The sequence below is a fragment of the Teichococcus rhizosphaerae genome, assembly GCF_002631185.1.
Taxonomy (GTDB): domain Bacteria; phylum Pseudomonadota; class Alphaproteobacteria; order Acetobacterales; family Acetobacteraceae; genus Pseudoroseomonas; species Pseudoroseomonas rhizosphaerae.
In genome coordinates this window covers 15281-33114 of sequence record NZ_PDNU01000043.1, presented here as the reverse complement: position 1 = coordinate 33114, position 17834 = coordinate 15281, and the positions used below count along the sequence as shown (strand labels likewise).

The following is a 17834-nucleotide window of genomic DNA, read 5'->3' as shown; positions in this document are numbered from 1 at the left end:
ACCTAGCCACGGGGTCTCCAGGAGCTTCAGGAGGTCCATTTCGGACCAGTCGTCTCGAGCCTGAGCTGCTCGACCGCCCTTGAACTGCCAGTTCTCGAAAGGGTTGAGGCTGACCATTTCCCGGTCAGCAAGCCACTTCCAGAGCTGCTGGAGCGCTGAAAAATGGCGTTTGGCAGTCTTCTCCTTGAGGCGCTCCACCGTTTGGCCGCCGGCCTCAGAGGCGTCGGCTTCCTGGATGGCCACGAGAGCTGTCTTGCCGTTGCGGGCTTTCCCATGACTGGCCGGGAGCCGAAGAAGAAGGCCTCTGAGCTCTGCGGCATGCCGCCTAGTCAGGTCAGCCGGAGGCACGTCGCCCAACAGTTCGACGGTCAGCCGGTAGGTGGCGGCAGACTGGTGGAGATGCTGGCCCGAGATGGCAGACTCCCCGGAGCCGCGTTCCTCCAGGAACCGAGCAACCAGGTCGCTCAGCAGCGGCCCGCCTGGAGAGGTCTTCCTGACCTTTATCTGGGAGGCAGCTTTAGGGGGAGGCGAGGGGACAGTCTCGGCCGGCTGCGGAGGATTGTCCCCCAAAGGAAGAGGGAAGCCAGAGCCATTAGCGAGCCAGGGACTCGCCTTGGCGACCGCCCGAAGGACCCCCGGAGCATGCTCGCCGGCAAGCTCTCCCGATGCCACCCTGGCAAAGATTTGGTCAACCAGATGCGACGTGGCTCGCCCCCTGATGAGGGCTTCCCGGCGCTCTTTGGTCTTCAGCGAGATGTCGTATTCATGGATGGGGATGGCTTCCAGAAGGGCTCTGGGCACCCTTCTTCTAAGCCAGAAAACTCTGCCGCGAAGGCGCAATCCATCTGCCACCAAGGCCCCCTTCACATGGAAGGTTTCGGGGACAATCCTGGGGGACAATTTGTCCGCAGGACCGGCAGACCTATGAAATTGTTGGATTTTTCGAAGTGGCTGGGGAACCTGGATTCGAACCAAGACTGCCCGAGTCAGAGTCGGGAGTTCTACCGTTAAACTATTCCCCAACGGCGTTGGCGGCGATATAGCGCCCGGCCGGAAGCCTTGCAAGGGGGGTGTTGAAGCATGCCGCGTTGCGGTGCGAAATCGCTTGCCCCGGGCGCCCGCAGGCCGGATCATTGGCAGGCCCCCCATCCGCCCCTGCCCGGACGGAGCCGGGAAAGGCGCCCTTCATCATGCCAGAACCCGTGTCGAATCCTGCCGCCGCCCGCCTCCAACCGCAACCCGCAGCCTCTGGCGGTGCATTCGCGGCGATCGATCTCGGCACCAACAACTGCCGCCTGCTCGTCGGCACGCCCACCCAGGCCGGCGCCTTCCGGGTGCTGGACAGCTACAGCCGCGTCGTCCGGCTGGGCGAGGGGCTGGCGAATGACGGCCGCCTGTCCGAGGGCGCCATGGAGCGGGCGCTCGCGGCCCTGCAGACCTGCGCCCAGAAGCTGCTGCGCCGGCCGCTGCGCCGGCTGCTCGCCGTCACCACCGAGGCCTGCCGGCAGGCGGATAACGGCCGCGCCTTCGTCGCCCGCGCCCAGGCCGCGACGGGCCTGCCCATCCGCATCATCTCGGCGCGGGAGGAGGCGGAGCTGGCGATGGAATCCTGCGCCCCCCTGATGCGCGCCCAGGACCGCCGCGCCCTGCTGTTCGACATCGGCGGCGGCAGCACCGAGATCGCCTGGATCCGCTCCGGCCCGGCCGGGCAGGCGGAGCTGATCGGCTATGTCTCGCTTCCCCTCGGCGTCGTCACCCTGGCCGAGCGGGCGGGGCTCTGCTGCTACACGCCGGAAGGCTTCGGCCGGGTGGTGGACGAGGTCGCCGCCCATCTGTCCGAGTTCGACCGGGTGCACAGCATCGGCCGCGAGATGCGGGCGGGCGGCGTGCGGCTGATGGGCACCAGCGGCACGGTGACCACCCTGGCCGGCGTGGCGCTCTCCCTGCCGCGCTATTCCCGGCCCCTGATCGACGGGCGGGTGCTGGACATCGAGGCGGCGGACCAGGCGCTGCGAGACCTGTTCCAGCTCGGGCGGGAAGGGCTGCGCGCCCATCCCTGCGTCGGGCCGGAGCGGGCGGATTTCGTTCTCCCCGGATGCGCGATATATGCCGCCATCCGCCGGGTCTGGCCGTCCTCCTGCGTCACCGTCGCCGATCGTGGCCTGCGGGAGGGCATGCTGCTGCGCATGATGCGCCAGGACCGTGCCCCACCGCGCCGTGCCGCCCACCCGCAACGCTGGGCCGCGCACCCCGCGCCCTGAGGATTTCCCGCCGTGAAGACTCCGACCGGAGCCGGGCGTGGCCTGACCACGCGCCTCCGCACCGCAAAGGGCCGCACCACCGCCAGCCAGAGATGGCTCGAGCGGCAGCTCAACGACCCCTATGTCCGCGCCGCCAAGGCGGCCGGCTGGCGTTCCCGCGCCGCCTTCAAGATCCTGGAGCTGGACGAGAAGTACCACCTCTTCCGCCCCGGTCAGCGCGTGGTCGACCTTGGCGCCGCGCCGGGTGGCTGGACGCAGGTGGCGGTGCAGCGCGTGGGCGAGCGCGGCAAGGTGGTGGCGCTCGACCTGCTGCCGATGGACGTCATCGCCGGCGCCACCCTGCTGCAGGGCGACTTCCAGGACGCGGCGGTGGAGCAGGCGGTGCTGGATGCGCTCGACGGCCCGGCCGACCTCGTCCTGTCCGACATGGCGCCCAACACCACGGGCCACAACGCGACGGACCATCTGCGCATCCTCGGCCTGATCGAGCTGGCGCTGGATTTCGCGGGCAAGGTGCTGGTGCCGGGGGGCGCCTTCGTGGCCAAGGTGTTCCAGGGCGGCACGGAGCGCGACCTGCTGAACCGGCTGAAGCGGGACTTCGCGACGGTCCGGCACGCCAAGCCGCCCTCCAGCCGCAAGGACAGCGCGGAGATGTATGTGGTGGCCCAGGGGTTCCGCGGCGCGTCCGCGGATGCAGGGCGGTAGGGCGCGGGCGGGGCGGGGCGGGGCGCGGGGCAGGGTCGCCCAATCGTCACGCGCTCGCCGCTTGCGGCTGGAGCCGAATCTGCGGTAGGGGGACGCGCCAAGGCTGCGGAACGCGCCGCAAGAGTTGTCCGAAAGGCTCCCGCCATGGCTCCCGACACCACCCCGACCAACGGCCCCGCTGAACGCGGCGCCGCGCCGCGCCGCACCCTGATCGCCGAGGCCTATGCCTTTGACGACGTGCTGCTGGTGCCCGCCTACTCCACCGTGCTGCCGAGCCAGACGGATGTGCGCACCCGCCTGACCCGCGAGATCATGCTGAACATGCCGGTGATCTCGGCGGCGATGGACACCGTCACCGAGGGGCCGATGGCGATCGCGATGGCGCAGGCCGGCGGTATCGGCGTCATCCACAAGAACCTCACGCCGGAGGAGCAGGCCGCGCAGGTGCGGCAGGTGAAGAAGTTCGAGAGCGGCATGGTGGTGAACCCCGTCACCATCCATCCCGACCAGACGCTGGCCGAGGCGCAGGCGCTGATGGCCGCGCACCACATCAGCGGCATCCCCGTCGTCGAGCGGGACAGCAAGCGCCTCGTCGGCATCCTCACCTATCGCGACGTGCGCTTCGCCACCGACCCCAACACCCGCGTCTATGGCCTGATGACGCGCGACAACCTGGTGACGGTGACGGCCGACGTGACGCCCGAGAAGGCGCGCGGGCTGCTGCACAAGCACCGCATCGAGAAGCTGCTGGTGGTGGACGATGCCTATCGCTGCATCGGCCTGATCACCGTCAAGGACATGGACAAGGCCCAGGCCAACCCGAACGCGGCCAAGGACGCCATGGGCCGGCTGCGCGCCGCCGCCGCCACCGGCACGGGCGAGGACGGCTTCCGCCGCGCCGAGCTGCTGATCGCGGCCGAGGTGGACGTGATCGTGGTGGACACGGCGCATGGCCACTCCGCCGGCGTGCTCAAGGCGGTGGAGAAGATCAAGCGCCTGTCCAACAGCGTGCAGGTCATCGCCGGCAACGTGGCGACGCCCGAGGCCGCCGATGCGCTGGCCGAGGCGGGGGCGGACGCGGTGAAGATCGGCATCGGGCCGGGCTCCATCTGCACCACGCGCATCGTCGCGGGCGTCGGCGTGCCGCAGCTCACCGCCATCATGGAAAGCGCCGCGGCGGCGCATGAGAAGGGCATCCCCGCCATCGCCGATGGCGGCGTCCGCTCCTCGGGCGATCTCGCCAAGGCGATCGCCGCCGGCGCGGACTGCGTGATGATGGGCAGCCTCTTCGCCGGCACGGACGAGGCGCCGGGCGAGGTGTTCCTCTACCAGGGGCGCTCCTACAAGTCGTATCGCGGCATGGGCAGCATCGGCGCCATGGCGCGCGGCTCGGCCGACCGCTACTTCCAGGCCGAGGTGCAAGACCAGCTCAAGCTGGTGCCGGAGGGCATCGAGGGGCGGGTGGGCTACAAGGGCCCGGTGGGCCCGGTGATCCACCAGCTCGTGGGCGGGCTGAAATCGGCCATGGGCTACACCGGCAACGCCACCGTCTCCGAGATGCAGAACAACTGCACCTTCCGCCGCATCACCGGCGCGGGGCTGCGCGAAAGCCATGTCCACGACGTCGCCATCACGCGCGAGGCGCCGAACTACCGCCAGGATGGCTGAGCAGGGCCGGGGGAGGGACGCTCCCCCGGACCCCCGTTTCTTTCCCCCAAGGTCCCGGGCGCGATGCCCGGTGTGAGCACGGTTCGACATGACACCTTCCGCGCGGATCGCCGCCACGGTGGCGCTGCTGGCCGAGGTGGCCGCCGCGCCACGCCGCCCGGCCGACGCCACCGCCAACAGCTTCTTCCGCGAGCGCCGCTACATCGGCAGCGGCGACCGCCGCGCCGTGGCCGAGCGCGCCTGGGGCGTGCTGCGCCAGCGCATCCGGCTGGAATGGCACCTGGCGGCCGGCGGCGTGCCCGCCACGCCGCGGCTGCTGGTGATGGCGCACCTGCTGCTGGTGGAGCGCTGGACGCGCGAGGGGGTGCTGCAGGCCTTCTGCGGCGGCCGCTTCAACCCCGCGCCTCCCGATCCGGGCGAGCTGAGCGTCATCGAGGCGCTGGCCGGCGCGCCGCTGGTCGATGAGGAGATGCCCGAGGGGCCGCGCCACAACCTGCCGGACTGGGCGCTGCCCGGCTTCAAGGCGCGCTTCGGCGCGGCGCTGGAGGAGGCGATGGCGGCGATGGAGCAGCCCGCGCCGCTCGACCTCCGCGCCAACCTGCTGCGCACCACGCGCGAGGCCGCCGCCGCGGCGCTGGCCGCCGAGGGCATCGCCACCGAGCCCATGCCCTTCTCGCCCTGGGGCCTGCGCATCGCCGACCGCCGGCCCATCCTCGCCAGCAAGGCCTATACGGACGGGCTGGTCGAGATCCAGGACGAGGGCAGCCAGCTCATCGCCCTGCTGACCGGCGCGCGGCCGGGCATGCGGGTGGTGGATTATTGCGCCGGCGCCGCGGGCAAGACCCTGGCGGTGGCGGCCACCATGGGCAACCGTGGCCGCATCATCGCCTGCGACGTGTCGGCGACGAGGCTGGAGGGCGCGGTGAAGCGCCTGCGCCGCGCCGGCGTGGACAATGCCGAGCGCCACTTCCTCCAGCCCGGCGACCGCTGGGTGAAGCGGCGCGCCGGCCAGTTCGACCGCGTGCTGGTGGACGCGCCCTGCACCGGCACCGGCACCTGGCGCCGCAACCCGGACGCGCGCAGCCGAACCCAGGCACGCGACCTGGAGGAGCTGGTCACCAAACAGAGAGAAATCCTCGAAACCGTGGCGGAACTGGTGCGCCCCGGCGGAAGGCTGGTCTACGCTACCTGTTCGGTGCTGCCCGAGGAGAACGGGTCGCAGGTCGAGGCCTTCCTGGCACGGCATGGCGAATACGAGGCTGTCCCGGTCGCCGAGGCGTGGGGGGAGGCCTTCGCGCCCGCCAATCCGCCCGGGCCGCCGCCCTGCGATGGCCGCTGGATGGAACTGGCGCCGCACAGCCATGGCACGGATGGCTTCTTCGCCGCCGTGCTTCGCCGCAAGGAATAGCCCGGCCGGGCGGCGAAACGGGAAGAGGTGCCAGGCCGATGATCCGTATCCGCAAGGCCCGCCCGGCCGACGCCGCCGCCATCGCCGCCGTCCATATCGAGACCTGGCGGAGCACCTATGCGGGTATCCTGCCCGATGCCTACCTGGCCGGCCTGTCCCTGCCGCGCATCGCCGCGGGCTACCAGCGCGGCCTGCTGGAGCGGCGGGAAGGCTCCGCCATGTTCGTGGCCACCGCCGAGGCGGAGCCGGGTGGCGGCCCCGCCCAGGTGGTGGGCTTCGCCTCCGGCGCCCGCGCGCGCCGCACCCTCCTCGCCCAGGGCGAGATCGAGACGCTCTACCTGCTGGAGGACTGGCGCGAGCGCGGCATCGGCCGGCGGCTGATGCGCGCCATCGCGGCGCATCTGGCGGCCACCGGCTGCCGCTCGGCCATGCTGTGGGTGCTGAGCGAGAATCCGTCGCGCTGGTTCTACCAGCATCTGGGCGGGCGCCTCGTGGCCACCGACCATGCCCGAGTCGGGGGGGTGGCGGTGCCCCAGTCGGCCATGCTCTGGGACCCGATCCAGACCCTTCTCCTGGCCACGGCCCGCGCGGATGGCGCCTGAGGCCATGCCTCGATCCATGGGATGAGGGGAGAGGGTGTGGCAAAAATGTCGCGCCTGATTGAAGCTTCCTTGCCACACCCCGCCGCATGGTTGACGCCAGCGACCCATCCCGGTTCTCTTTTAACCAGAAGGGGTTGTGAGGAGTCAGACAGCCATGGGCCGCGCTCGGACATGAACACCATCACCCGTGCGCAACTGGCCGAGGCGATCTATGCCCAGGTCGGCCTGTCGCGGAACGAAAGTGCCGCGCTGCTGGAGGATGTGCTGGAGCGCATCTCCGCCGCGCTGGAGTTGGGCCGGCCCGTGAAGATCTCCGCCTTCGGCACCTTCTCCGTGCGGCAGAAGGGCATGCGGGTCGGCCGCAACCCGAAGACCGGGGTGGAGGTGCCCATCATGCCCCGGCGCGTCCTGTCCTTCCGTCCCAGCCAGGTCCTCAAGGCCCGGCTCAACGGCGAGGCGGTGCGCGCGGGTGACGAGTGATGCCGGCCCACCCGGCTGCAGCGTGGAACTGACCACATGAATGACGGGGTGCATCCGATGCCAGAGGATCCGGAGGCCACCGGCCGACCGCGCAAGGCCCCGACGGCGTTCCGCACCATCAGCGAGGTGGCGGAGGACCTGCAGATCCCGCAACACGTGCTGCGCTTCTGGGAAACCAAGTTCCCGCAGCTCAAGCCGCTGAAGCGCGGCGGCGGCCGGCGCTACTACCGGCCCGAGGACATCGCGCTGCTGCGCCGCATCGGCGACCTGCTCTACACCCAGGGCTACACCATCAAGGGCGTGCAGCGCCTGCTGCGCGACAGTGGCGGGGAAGGCGGCGGCGAGGCGGAAGGCGAGCTGCCGGAAAGCGAGGCCGCGCACCAGGAGCCGGCCGCCACGGCGCTGCGCGAGGCCATGTCGGAGCTCGAGGCGCTGGCGGAGGAGCTTCGCGTCCTGGCTGCCCGCATGGGGCGGTGAGGAGGGCGGCGCCTGGGCAGGTTTGGCGGCAGATTAACGCCATCTTCTGCGGAACGGGGGGTTGAGGCGCCGGGGCGCGGGTGCTATGCCCCCGGCGTCGGAGCCGATACGCTCCAGCCGGATGGCTGGTGCGGAAGGCGGACCGGCATCCTGGCACAGCGGGCAGTAGCGCAGCCTGGTAGCGCATCAGTCTGGGGGACTGGGGGTCGTGGGTTCGAATCCCGCCTGCCCGATACGCGATGCCCAGGATTGCCGGCCTTCATGCTCCCTGCGGGCATGTCCGGCCCTTCGAAGGCCCGGTCGCCGGAAACGGGGGCCGGGCCTTCTTCTTGCGCGGTGGCAAGGCCCGGGACGGCCCTGGCGCCGGGGCGCATCCCCTTTCCCCCTCCTTGTCTCACGCAACTTTGCGGCGGCAGGGGCTCCGGGGGTGCAAGCCTCATAGTTGCTGCATTTTGCCCCGTCGCATAAGATCATTTGCATTGCACAATGATATGCGGGGACGGGCATGACGATGCGTGGTGGCATGGTGTTCGAGCAGATCGGTCACGAGATCCACACGCAGATCTTCGAGGACACAGCCCCCGCAAGGGCGCGCGACCTGGGGCGGGGCGCCGCGGAGCGCGCCATCCAGCAGGCGCTGGCGGGGCAGGGGGCGCTTCAGCGCCGCCGCTGGATCGACGTCCTGAAGATGGACTTCCGGAACTATGGCTACGACCTGGCCAATGAGTTCGGCCACCACCATCCGGCGCGGGATGCGTGGGAGGCGGTGCACAGCTATCTCCGCCGCCTTTGAGCGCGGCCCCGGGCGGGCCCTGCGGCGAAGCCCTCCGTCAGAGCCCGGCGAAAAGGTCCGTGGAAAGGTAGCGCTCGGCGAAGGAGGCGGCGATGCCCACGATCAGCCGCCCCTCCAGCGCCGGCTCGGCACCCAGCTCCAGCATGGCGTGCAGCACCGCGCCGGACGAGATGCCGATGGGCAGCCCCTCCGTGCGGGCGCAGAGCCGGGCGGCGGCGAAGCTTTCCCGCTCCGTGACCCGCCGCACCGCGTCCAGCCGGTGCAGCTCCAGCACCGCGGGGCGGAAGCCCGCGCCGATCCCCTGGATCTCGTGCGGGCCGGGGTCGTCGCCCGAGAGCACCGCGGATTCCGCCGGCTCCACCCCGATCACCCGCATCTCCGGCCGGCGCGGCTTGAGGGCGCGGGCGATGCCGGTGAGCGTGCCGCCCGTGCCGATGCCGCCCACCACCAGATCCACCCGCCCCTCGCTGTCGGCCCAGATCTCCTCCGCCGTGGTGGCGGCGTGGATCTCCGGATTGGCCGGGTTGTCGAACTGCCGGGGCATCCAGGCGCCGGGCGTGGCCGCCAGGATCTCCTCCGCCCGCGCGATGGCGCCGGACATTCCCTGGCTGGCGGGCGTCAGCTCCACCTCCGCGCCGAGCAGCCGCAGCATCTTGCGGCGTTCGAGGCTTGCGCCATCGGGCATGGTGACGATCAGCCGGTAGCCCTTGGCGGCGGCGGCGAAGCCGAGCGCGATGCCGGTATTGCCGGAGGTCGGCTCCACCAGCACCGATTCGCCGGGACGGATGCGCCCCTCGCGCTCCGCCGCCTCGATCATGGCCAGTCCGATCCGGTCCTTCACCGAGCCGAGCGGGTTGAAGAACTCCAGCTTCAGCGCCAGCCGCGCCCGCAGGCCACGCGCCGCCTCCAGCCGCGGCAGGCGGACGAGGGGCGTGTTGCCGATGGTGCTGAGGATGCTCTCATGCATCCCATGGGGCCGGGTGGCGCCAGCAGCGGCGCGAGGGGTGTTTCCTTCGGGCATGAGAGGGCTATACCACGTCTCGAACGCGTGGTTCAGGGGTGAATGCAATGTTGCTGCGGCGGGATCGGGCGATGACGGCGGTGTCGATTGTGCTGGACGTGGCTTTCCACGCCGGCCGTGGCAGCACCGTGCCGGCGGGCGACATCGCCGACCGGCTGGGCGAGGCGCGGCGCGGCATCGAGCCCGTGCTGCAATCCCTCTCCCGCGCCGGCATCCTCGGCAGCACCCGCGGGCCCAAGGGCGGCTACCGGCTGGGCCGCGCGGCGCGGGACATCACCCTGGCCGAGGTGGTCGCGGCCGTGACGGGAAGCGATGCCGCCGCCGAGCCGCCGCCACCCTCTCCCTTGCAGGTGCAGGTGGTGCTGCCGCTGTGGGAGGAGCTGGAGGCGGGGCTGCTGGAGGCGCTCGGGGGGCGCAGCGTGGCCGAGTTGCTGCGCCGCGCCGCCTTGGCCGGCCTGCAGCGCCCGACGCCGGAGGCGCTGAACTTCGCCATCTGAGGCGGCGGCCCGCTCCGTCCCTCCGGCCAGCGCTGGCGTGGCTGGGCGCGGCTGGGCGAGGCGGCGCTGCGGAGCGCCCGAAAGCTTTGCTTGCGCCGCTCTTTCCGCCTCGTCATTGTGCGTCGCAATGGTCCCGGAACGGGACCTTGTGGGGACCGTACAAGAGAGAGGGAGCGCGGGGTGACGGATACCATCCTGGAGACGCGCGGCATGACCAAGGAGTTCCTTGGCTTCGTGGCCGTGGGCGATGTGTCGCTCCAGATCCGGCGAGGCAGCATCCATGGGCTGATCGGGCCCAACGGCGCCGGCAAGACGACCTGCTTCAACCTGCTGACCAAGTTCCTGCCGCCGACGCGGGGCGAGATCCGCTTCGACGGCCGCGACATCACGCGCATGAAGCCGGCCGAGGTGGCGCGGCTCGGGCTGGTGCGCAGCTTCCAGATCTCGGCCGTCTTTCCGCACCTGACGGTGCTGGAGAACGTGCGCGTGGCCCTGCAGCGCGCGCGTGGCGGCAGCTTCGACTTCTGGCGCTCCGACCGGCTGCTGCGGCAATACGATCAGCGGGCGCGCGAGCTGCTCGACGATGTGGGCCTCGCCAGCTATGCCGGGCTGACCGCGGGCCAGCTTCCCTATGGCCGCAAGCGCGCGCTGGAGATCGCCACCACCCTGGCGCTCGACCCGGTGATGATGCTGCTCGACGAGCCCACCGCCGGCATGACCGCCGAGGACGTGGACCGCATCGTGGCGCTGGTGAGGCGCGTGGCGCAGGGCCGCACCGTGCTGATGGTCGAGCACAACCTGAAGGTGGTGGAAGGCCTGTGCGACACCATCACGGTGCTGACGCGTGGCCGCGTGCTGGCGGAAGGCGACTACGCCACGGTTTCCCGCAACCCGGAGGTCGTAGCCGCCTATCTCGGCACCGACCCGTCCATGACCGGCGCGCCGGCCGAGACGGCGCAGGCGAAGGGAGCCCAGGCGCATGGCTGAGCCGCTGCTGAAGGTCGAGAATCTCGAGGCCTGGTATGGCGAGAGCCACATCCTGCACGGCATGGACATCGAGGTGCGGGAAGGCGAGGTGGTCACGCTGCTCGGCCGCAACGGCGCGGGCAAGACCACCACGCTGCGCTCCATCATGGGGCTGGTGGGCCGCCGCAGCGGCAGCGTCCGCTTCGAGGGGCAGGAGCTTGTGGGCGCGCGCAGCGACCGCATCGCGCGTGCCGGCATCGCCCTCTGCCCGGAGGAGCGCGGCATCTTCGCCAGCCTCGACGTCACCGAGAACCTGATGCTGCCGCCCAAGGTGCGCGATGGCGGCATGGACCTCGACGCCATCTACACGCTGTTCCCGAACCTGAAGGAGCGGGCGCGCAGCCCGGGCACCAAGCTCTCGGGCGGCGAGCAGCAGATGCTGGCCATTGCCCGCATCCTGCGCACGGGTGCCAAGCTGCTGATGCTGGACGAGCCGACCGAGGGTCTCGCCCCCGTCATCGTGCAGCAGATCGGCCGCACCATCCGCGAGATCAAGGAGCGCGGCTTCACCGTGCTGCTGGTGGAGCAGAACTTCCGCTTCGCCCAGACGGTGGCGGACCGCCACTACGTGGTGGAGCATGGCCGCGTGGTCGATGCGGTGAGCAATGCCGAGCTCAGCGGGGCGATGGGCCGGTTGCACGAGTATCTCGGCGTCTGACGGCCGCGGAAGCGGCGCGCTGACAGCCTGCACGCCTCCGCCCGTCCCGCGGCGCACTGCGCCGGTGGAGGCACCAGACCCGGCCCCGGGGACAACAGGGGCGATGGGAGAGAACCGAGAGATGGCACAAGATCGCCGCAGCCTGCTGAAGACCGCCGCCGCCGCGGCCATCGCTCCCGCCCTCGGGGCGGGGCTCGCGGGCCTGCCCGGCCGCGCCCGCGCCCAGGCCGCCAACACGCTCAGGATCGGCGTGCTCAACGACCAGTCCGGGGTCTATCGCGAGATCTCCGGCCCCGGCTCCGTCGCCTGCGTGCGGCAGGCGATCCAGGATTCCGGCATCACCCAGCGCGGCGTGAATGTCGAGGTCGTCTTCGCCGACCACCAGAACAAGGCCGATGTCGGCTCCACCGTGGCGCGCCAGTGGATCGACCGCGACGGCGTGGACGTGATCGTGGACGTGCCGAACTCGGCGGTGGCGCTGGCGGTGAACGCCGTGGTCCGCGAGAAGAACAAGGCCTACTTCAACTCGACCGGCGCCACCACCGACCTCACCGGCGCGCAGTGCAGCCCCAACACGGTGCACTGGACCTACGACACCTACATGCTCGCCAAATCCACCGGCGGCGCGATGGTGAAGACGGGCGGCGACAGCTGGTTCTTCATCACCGCCGACTACGCCTTCGGCCACGCGCTGGAGCGCGATACCTCGAAGTTCGTGCAGGCGGCCGGCGGCAAGGTGCTGGGCAATGTCCGCCATCCCCTGCAGTCGACCGACTTCTCCTCCTACCTGCTGCAGGCGCAGCAGAGCCGCGCCAAGGTGATCGGCCTCGCCAACGCGGGCACGGACACCATCAACAGCGTCAAGCAGGCGGCGGAGTTCGGCGTCACGCGCCGCGGCACCAAGATCGCCGTGCTGCTGATGTTCATCAACGACGTGCACAGCCTCGGGCTGAACGCGGCGCAGGGCCTGGTCTGCACCGAGAGCTTCTACTGGGACCTCAACGACCGCACCCGCGCCTTCACCAACCGGGTGAAGGGGGCGATGGGCGGCAACTACCCCGCCATGTCGCATGCCGGCTGCTACGCCTCCGTGCTGCACTACCTGAAGGCGGTGGGCGACATGGGCGTGGCGGCCGCCAAGGCGAGCGGCGCCGAGGCGGTGGCGCGCATGAAGGCGATGCCGACGGACGATGACTGCTTCGGCGCCGGCCGCATCCGCGAGGATGGCCGCAAGCTGCACCCGGTCTACCTGTTCGAGGTGAAGAAGCCCGAGGAGTCCAAGGGCGCGTGGGACTACTACAAGGTCCTGCAGACCAGCTCGGCCGACGAGGCCTGGCGCCCGCTCGCCGAGGGCGGCTGCAGCCTCGTGCGGAGCTGAGCCGCGCGCTGCTCCTGTGCTATGACAGGCGGCGCCCGCCGCCTGTCGCCCTGAAGCCCTTCGCCACGGGAAGTCTCGCCGGTGCTTGAGGAAATTCTTTTTCAACTGGAGCTCGGCCTGCCGCAGATCGTGCTCGGCCTGGTGAACGGCGCCTTCTACGCGCTGCTCTCGCTGGGCCTGGCCGTCATCTTCGGCATGCTGAACGTCATCAACTTCGCCCATGGCGCACAGTTCATGATGGGCGCCTTCGTCGCCTGGATGCTGCTGAACTGGGTGGGCATCGGCTACTGGCCGGCACTGGTGCTCTCGCCGCTCATCGTCGGCGCCTTCGGCGTGTTGATCGAGAAGACCATGATCAGCCGCCTCTACAAGCTCGACCATCTCTACGGCCTGCTGCTGACCTTCGGCCTGGCGCTGATCATCGAGGGCATCTTCCGCAACGAGTTCGGCTCCTCCGGCCTGCCCTACAGCCCGCCCGCGGCGCTGGGCGGCCCGCCGGTCGATCTCGGCTTCATGTTCCTGCCGAAATACCGCCTCTGGGTGGTGGTGGCGGCGCTGGCGATGAGCCTGGCCACCTGGCTGGTCATCGAGAAGACGCGGCTCGGCGCCTATCTCCGCGCGGCGACCGAGAATGCGGCGCTGGTGCAGGCCTTCGGCGTGAACGTGCCGCGCATGGTCACGCTCACCTATGCGGCGGGCGTCGCGCTGGCGGCCTTCGCGGGCGTGCTGGCGGCGCCGATCTATTCGGTGAACCCGCAGATGGGGTCGAGCCTCATCATCGTGGTCTTCGCCGTGGTGGTGATCGGCGGCATGGGCTCCATCCTGGGCTCGGTGCTCACCGGCTTCGGGCTCGGCCTCGTCGAGGGGCTGACCAAGGTGTTCTACCCGGAGGCCTCCTCGACCGTCATCTTCGTCATCATGGCCATCGTGCTGCTGGCACGGCCGGCCGGCCTGTTCGGGAGGGCCTGAGAACATGGCCAGTGGTCACGCATCCACGGCGCCGGCCCTGCTGGTGCCGGAAGCCCCCGGCCTGCTCGGCCTTTCGGGGCTCGGCTTCAACCGCGCGCAGAGCATCGCCTTCCTGGTGATGCTGGGCGTGCTGCTGGTGGGGCCGTTCCTGCTCTACCCCGTCTTCCTGATGAAGCTGCTCTGCTTCGCGCTCTTCGCCTGCGCCTTCAACCTGCTGATCGGCTATGTCGGCCTGCTCTCCTTCGGCCATGCCATGTTCTTCGGCATGGGCGGCTATGTGGCGGCGCACGCGGCCAAGGTGTGGGGCCTCACGCCGGAGCTTGCCATCCTCGCCGGCGGCGTGGTGGGAGCGGGGCTCGGCGTGGTGGCGGGCTGGGTCGCCATCCGCCGCCAGGGCATCTACTTCGCCATGATCACCCTGGCGCTGGCGCAGATGGTGTACTTCTTCTGCCTCCAGGCGCCCTTCACGGGCGGCGAGGACGGCATCCAGCGCGTGCCGCGCGGCGCGCTGTTCGGCGCCATCGACCTCAGCTCCGACCTGACGCTCTACTGGGTGGTGGCGGCCGTCTTCCTGGCGGGCTTCCTGTTCATCAACCGCATCGTCCACTCGCCCTTCGGCCAGGTGCTGAAGGCGATCCGCGAGAACGAGCCGCGCGCCACCTCGCTCGGCTACCGGACGGATGACTACAAGCTGGTGGCCTTCACCCTTTCCGCCACGCTGGCCGGCATCGCCGGCGGCACCAAGGCGCTGCTCTTCGGCATCGCGACCCTGACCGACGTCTATTGGGCGATGTCCGGCGAGGTGGTGCTGATGACGCTGGTGGGCGGCCTCGGCACGGTGTTCGGCCCCGTGGTGGGTGCCGCGGTGATCGTCACCATGCAGAACTACCTGGCCGAGTTCGGCGCCTGGGTGACAGTGATCCAGGGCGTCATCTTCGTGGCCTGCGTACTGGCCTTCCGCGCTGGCGTGGTGGGCGAGCTGGGCCGGATCCTCAAGGTCCGCCTCTGACCGGCGGAAGGCGGGGCGGGAGGCGTTCGCTTCTCCCGCGCCCCCTGTTCAGCGGGCCAGCGCCAGCCGCAGCGCCCGGTCCGCCAGCAGCGCCAGCCAGGCGGTGAACACGGCGCCCTGCGCCACCCACGCCATGTTGCCATTGGCCAGCCCCGTGACGATCGGCGTGCCGAGGCATTGCGCGCCGGCGACCGCCCCCACCGCGGTGGTGGCGATGGACAGCACCACGGCGACGCGCAGCCCCGCCTGGATCACCGGCATGGCCAGCGGCAGCTCCACCCGCGCCAGGATGCCCGCCCGCCCCATGCCGGTGCCGCGCGCCGCGTCCAGCACGGCGGGCGGCACGGCGTCGAGCCCCGCCACGGCGCCGCGCATCACCGGCAGGCTGGCATAGAGCACCAGCGCCAGCAGCGTGGGCGCCGCGCCGAAGCCCAGCAGCGGCAGGGCCAGCGCGATGACGGCCACGGGCGGGATGGCCTGGGCGAGCGAGAACACCGCGTCCAGCAGCGGCCGCAGCCGCTGCCCGCCGGGCCGGGTGGCGAGGATGGCGGCGGCGAGGCCGATCGTGCCGGCGATGGCGGCGGCGCCGAGCGACAGCATCAGGTGCTCGCCCAGCAGCACGAACCAGCTCTGGCTTTCCCAGACCGGGCGCGCGATGCCGGGGAACAGCCAGCGCCACAGCCCCTCCGCCCGTGGCGCCGCCCAGAGCGCCAGCAGGAAGGCGGCGGCCTGCGCCAGCAGCCATGCCCAGCGCCGCCTCATGCCGCGCGCACCAGATCGGCCCAGTGCAGCGTGCCGCCGGGAAAACCGGCCTCGGCCGGCACGGCGAGGCGGTCGGTCCCCTGCTCCAGCATCAGCATCAGCGCCTGCTTCAGCGAGGCGGTGGCGGGCAGCACGGGCAGGCCATCCTCCGCATCCTCCGGGCGGGCGAGGCGGGCGGCGGGGAGGGTGCCCAGGCGGTGGAAGGCCAGGCTCTCCTCGCCGAACAGGCGGCGCACGGTGCGGTCGGCGCCGGTTTCCAGCACCTGGGCGGGGCGGCCGCGGGCGGCGAGGCGGCCATCCTCCAGCACCGCCAGCTCGTCGGCCAGCACCAGCGCCTCCTCCACGTCGTGGGTGACGAAGAGGATGGTCTTGCCGGTGCGGGCATGGATGCGGCGCAGCTCCACCTGGAGGTCCCGCCGCGTGCCGGGATCGAGGGCCGAGAAGGGCTCGTCCATCAGCAGCAGCGGCGGATCGGCCGCCAAGGCGCGGGCGAGGCCCACGCGCTGCGCCTGCCCGCCCGAAAGCTCGTGCGGGAAGCGGTCGCGGAAGCGGGCGGGATCGAGCCCGACCAGCGCCAGCAGCGCATCGACCCGCTCCGCGATGCGCGCGGCCTCCCAGCCCAGCAGGCGCGGCACGGTGGCGATGTTCTCCGCCACCCGCCAGTGCGGGAACAGCCCCACCGACTGGATGACATAGCCGATGCCGCGCCGCAGCGCCTCCGGCTCCGCCTGCGCCACGTCGCGGCCATCCACCAGCACGCGCCCGGCGCTGGGCTCGACAAGGCGGTTGACCATGCGCATCAGCGTCGACTTGCCGGAGCCGGACTCGCCGAGCAGCACGCAGATGCTGCCCCCCGGCACCTCCAGCGTCACGCGGTCCACCACGGCGCGGTCGCCATAGCGGCGGGAGACGCCCTCGAAGCGGATCACCGGCCCACCTCCAGCGCCGATTGCAGGGCGGCCAGCAGCGCGTCGACCAGCAGGGAAAGCGCCACCACCGGCAGCACGCCGAGCAGGATCAGGTCGGTGGCGAGCTGGCCGATGCCCTGGAACACCAGCGCGCCCAGCCCGCCGCCGCCGATCAGCGCCGCCAGCGTGGCCAGCCCCACCGCCTGCACCGCCGCCACGCGCAGGCCGCCCAGGATGACGCCCCGCCCGAGCGGGATGCGCAGGCGCAGCAGGACCTGGCGGGACGTCAGCCCCTGGCCGCGCGCGGCGTCCAGCAGGCCAGGGCCGGCGACGCGCAGACCCGCCAGCAGGGCGCTGGCCAGCGGCAGCAGCAGATAGGCCGCGATGGCCAGGGTGGCGGGCGCCGGCCCGATGCCGCCCACGCCCCAGCCGCGCAGCGCCGGAAAGGCCGCCGCCAGCGCCGCCAGCGGCCCCATCAGCAGGCCGAACAGGGCGATGGAGGGGATCACCTGGAAGCCGTTGGCCACTGCCATCAGCGCCGCCTCCAGCCGGGGGCGGGCGAGCGCCAGCAGGCCGAGCGGAACGGCCAGCGACAGGGCGAGCGCCAGCGCGCCGCCGGCCAGCGCCAGGTGCTGCCCGAGCGCCGCGCGGATCTCGCCGCCGCGCGCCGCCGCCTCCCGCACCACGGAAAGGCCATCGAGCAGGCCGGCGGCCAGCAGCGCGGCGGCGCCGAGCGCGGAGAGCAGCAGGAAGCGCGCCGGCGTGCCGCCACGCCCGGCGGCGCAGCTTCCGGCGGCGAGCGCCAGCAGCAGCATGGAAAGCCACGTCCCCGCCGCCGGCATGGCGCGCGCCAGGGGGGAGGCGCCTTCCAGCGCGGCGCGGGCGCCAAGCCCGGCGGTGGCCAGCAGCGCCGCCAGCGCCAGGGCGGCGGCGGCCTCGGCCCAGGGCAGCAGCCGCTCCCGCCGCGCCAGCAGCAGCATGGCAAGGCAGCCCAGCAGGAACAGCCCCAGCGCCGGCCCGACGGCGGGCGTCATCGGCAGCTCCGCGGGCCGGGGGCTGAGCAGGCGGTTGGGCGCCACGGAAAGCCAGCCCAGCAGAAAGGGACAGAGCGCCGCGCCGGCCGCCAGCAGCGCCACGGCGGTGGCCTCGCGTGGCGGGGCGGCGGCCTCGGGCGTGGCGCGGGCGGAAAGGGCCGCCGGCCGCGGCGCCATG

19 protein-coding genes and 2 tRNA genes are annotated in these 17834 nt (G+C 71.6%); 15 read left to right on the top strand and 6 right to left on the bottom strand.

Annotated features, from left to right (window positions below):
• Together CR162_RS22130 and CR162_RS18140 are read right to left on the bottom strand one after the other, a co-directional pair.
• A partial coding sequence (locus CR162_RS22130; RefSeq protein ID WP_367604148.1) for a DUF6538 domain-containing protein occupies positions 1-852 on the bottom strand: 852 nt, incomplete at its 3' end.
• Positions 853-948: 96 nt separating this feature from the next.
• A tRNA-Gln gene (locus CR162_RS18140) sits at positions 949-1022 on the bottom strand.
• A gap of 168 nt (positions 1023-1190) precedes the next feature.
• Here CR162_RS18140 and CR162_RS18135 point away from each other — a divergent pair.
• From CR162_RS18135 to CR162_RS18095, 9 genes are all read left to right on the top strand, one after another.
• Entirely contained in the window at positions 1191-2261 is a 1071-nt protein-coding gene (locus tag CR162_RS18135; RefSeq protein ID WP_099096941.1) for a Ppx/GppA phosphatase family protein, read from the top strand.
• 12 nt (positions 2262-2273) lie between these two features.
• Complete coding sequence (locus CR162_RS18130) at positions 2274-2966, top strand: RlmE family RNA methyltransferase (RefSeq protein WP_099096940.1); 693 nt, start codon at positions 2274-2276, stop codon at positions 2964-2966.
• A gap of 144 nt (positions 2967-3110) precedes the next feature.
• Positions 3111-4634: an IMP dehydrogenase gene (gene guaB, locus CR162_RS18125; protein WP_245870478.1), complete on the top strand. Its 1524-nt coding sequence runs from the start codon at positions 3111-3113 to the stop codon at positions 4632-4634.
• A gap of 88 nt (positions 4635-4722) precedes the next feature.
• Positions 4723-6042, top strand: coding sequence for an RsmB/NOP family class I SAM-dependent RNA methyltransferase (locus CR162_RS18120; RefSeq protein ID WP_099096939.1), 1320 nt, complete (start codon positions 4723-4725; stop codon positions 6040-6042).
• A 38-nt stretch (positions 6043-6080) separates the two neighbouring features.
• Entirely contained in the window at positions 6081-6644 is a 564-nt protein-coding gene (locus CR162_RS18115) for a GNAT family N-acetyltransferase (protein ID WP_099096938.1), read from the top strand.
• Positions 6645-6815: 171 nt separating this feature from the next.
• Positions 6816-7124 carry an integration host factor subunit alpha gene (locus tag CR162_RS18110; RefSeq protein ID WP_099096937.1) on the top strand — a complete coding sequence of 103 codons (309 nt, stop codon included), beginning with the start codon at positions 6816-6818 and terminating at the stop codon, positions 7122-7124.
• Positions 7125-7181: 57 nt separating this feature from the next.
• Complete coding sequence (locus tag CR162_RS23330) at positions 7182-7601, top strand: MerR family transcriptional regulator (RefSeq protein ID WP_245870477.1); 420 nt, start codon at positions 7182-7184, stop codon at positions 7599-7601.
• A 159-nt stretch (positions 7602-7760) separates the two neighbouring features.
• Positions 7761-7834, top strand: a tRNA-Pro gene (locus CR162_RS18100).
• A gap of 272 nt (positions 7835-8106) precedes the next feature.
• On the top strand, positions 8107-8394 hold the full coding sequence (locus tag CR162_RS18095) for a hypothetical protein (RefSeq protein WP_176559910.1): 288 nt from the start codon (positions 8107-8109) through the stop codon (positions 8392-8394).
• Positions 8395-8431: 37 nt separating this feature from the next.
• Here the strand turns inward: CR162_RS18095 and cysK are convergent, their stop codons facing one another.
• Entirely contained in the window at positions 8432-9415 is a 984-nt protein-coding gene (gene cysK / locus CR162_RS18090; protein WP_099096934.1) for a cysteine synthase A, read from the bottom strand.
• 47 nt (positions 9416-9462) lie between these two features.
• Here cysK and CR162_RS18085 point away from each other — a divergent pair, with 47 nt between their 5' ends.
• The 6 genes from CR162_RS18085 to CR162_RS18060 all read left to right on the top strand — a co-directional run bounded on the left by CR162_RS18085 (position 9463) and on the right by CR162_RS18060 (position 14952).
• Complete coding sequence (locus tag CR162_RS18085; protein ID WP_099096933.1) at positions 9463-9912, top strand: Rrf2 family transcriptional regulator; 450 nt, start codon at positions 9463-9465, stop codon at positions 9910-9912.
• Positions 9913-10092: 180 nt separating this feature from the next.
• On the top strand, positions 10093-10899 hold the full coding sequence (locus CR162_RS18080) for an ABC transporter ATP-binding protein (RefSeq protein WP_099096932.1): 807 nt from the start codon (positions 10093-10095) through the stop codon (positions 10897-10899).
• On the top strand, positions 10892-11596 hold the full coding sequence (locus tag CR162_RS18075; protein WP_099096931.1) for an ABC transporter ATP-binding protein: 705 nt from the start codon (positions 10892-10894) through the stop codon (positions 11594-11596). Before CR162_RS18080 ends, CR162_RS18075 begins: the two co-directional genes overlap by 8 nt.
• Before the next feature lie 121 nt (positions 11597-11717).
• Positions 11718-12974 (top strand): ABC transporter substrate-binding protein, encoded by a 1257-nt coding sequence (locus CR162_RS18070; RefSeq protein WP_099096930.1) that lies wholly within the window; start codon positions 11718-11720, stop codon positions 12972-12974.
• Between the two features lie 81 nt (positions 12975-13055).
• On the top strand, positions 13056-13943 hold the full coding sequence (locus CR162_RS18065) for a branched-chain amino acid ABC transporter permease (protein WP_099096929.1): 888 nt from the start codon (positions 13056-13058) through the stop codon (positions 13941-13943).
• Between the two features lie 4 nt (positions 13944-13947).
• Positions 13948-14952, top strand: a complete 1005-nt coding sequence (locus CR162_RS18060) for a branched-chain amino acid ABC transporter permease (RefSeq protein WP_099096928.1) — start codon at positions 13948-13950, stop codon at positions 14950-14952.
• Positions 14953-15000: 48 nt separating this feature from the next.
• On the opposite strand, the gene CR162_RS18055 is transcribed toward CR162_RS18060, so the two are convergent.
• Genes CR162_RS18055 through CR162_RS23155 form a run of 3 tightly spaced genes read right to left on the bottom strand, consistent with a single transcriptional unit; the run spans position 15001 to position 17833 of the window.
• Positions 15001-15714: an ABC transporter permease gene (locus tag CR162_RS18055; protein ID WP_099096927.1), complete on the bottom strand. Its 714-nt coding sequence runs from the start codon at positions 15712-15714 to the stop codon at positions 15001-15003.
• Positions 15711-16643 (bottom strand): ABC transporter ATP-binding protein, encoded by a 933-nt coding sequence (locus CR162_RS18050; protein ID WP_099096926.1) that lies wholly within the window; start codon positions 16641-16643, stop codon positions 15711-15713. The genes CR162_RS18055 and CR162_RS18050 overlap by 4 nt, the downstream gene beginning before the upstream one ends.
• Positions 16640-17833, bottom strand: a complete 1194-nt coding sequence (locus CR162_RS23155) for an ABC transporter permease subunit (RefSeq protein ID WP_099096925.1) — start codon at positions 17831-17833, stop codon at positions 16640-16642. The genes CR162_RS18050 and CR162_RS23155 overlap by 4 nt, the downstream gene beginning before the upstream one ends.
• Position 17834: the final 1 nt, after the last annotated feature.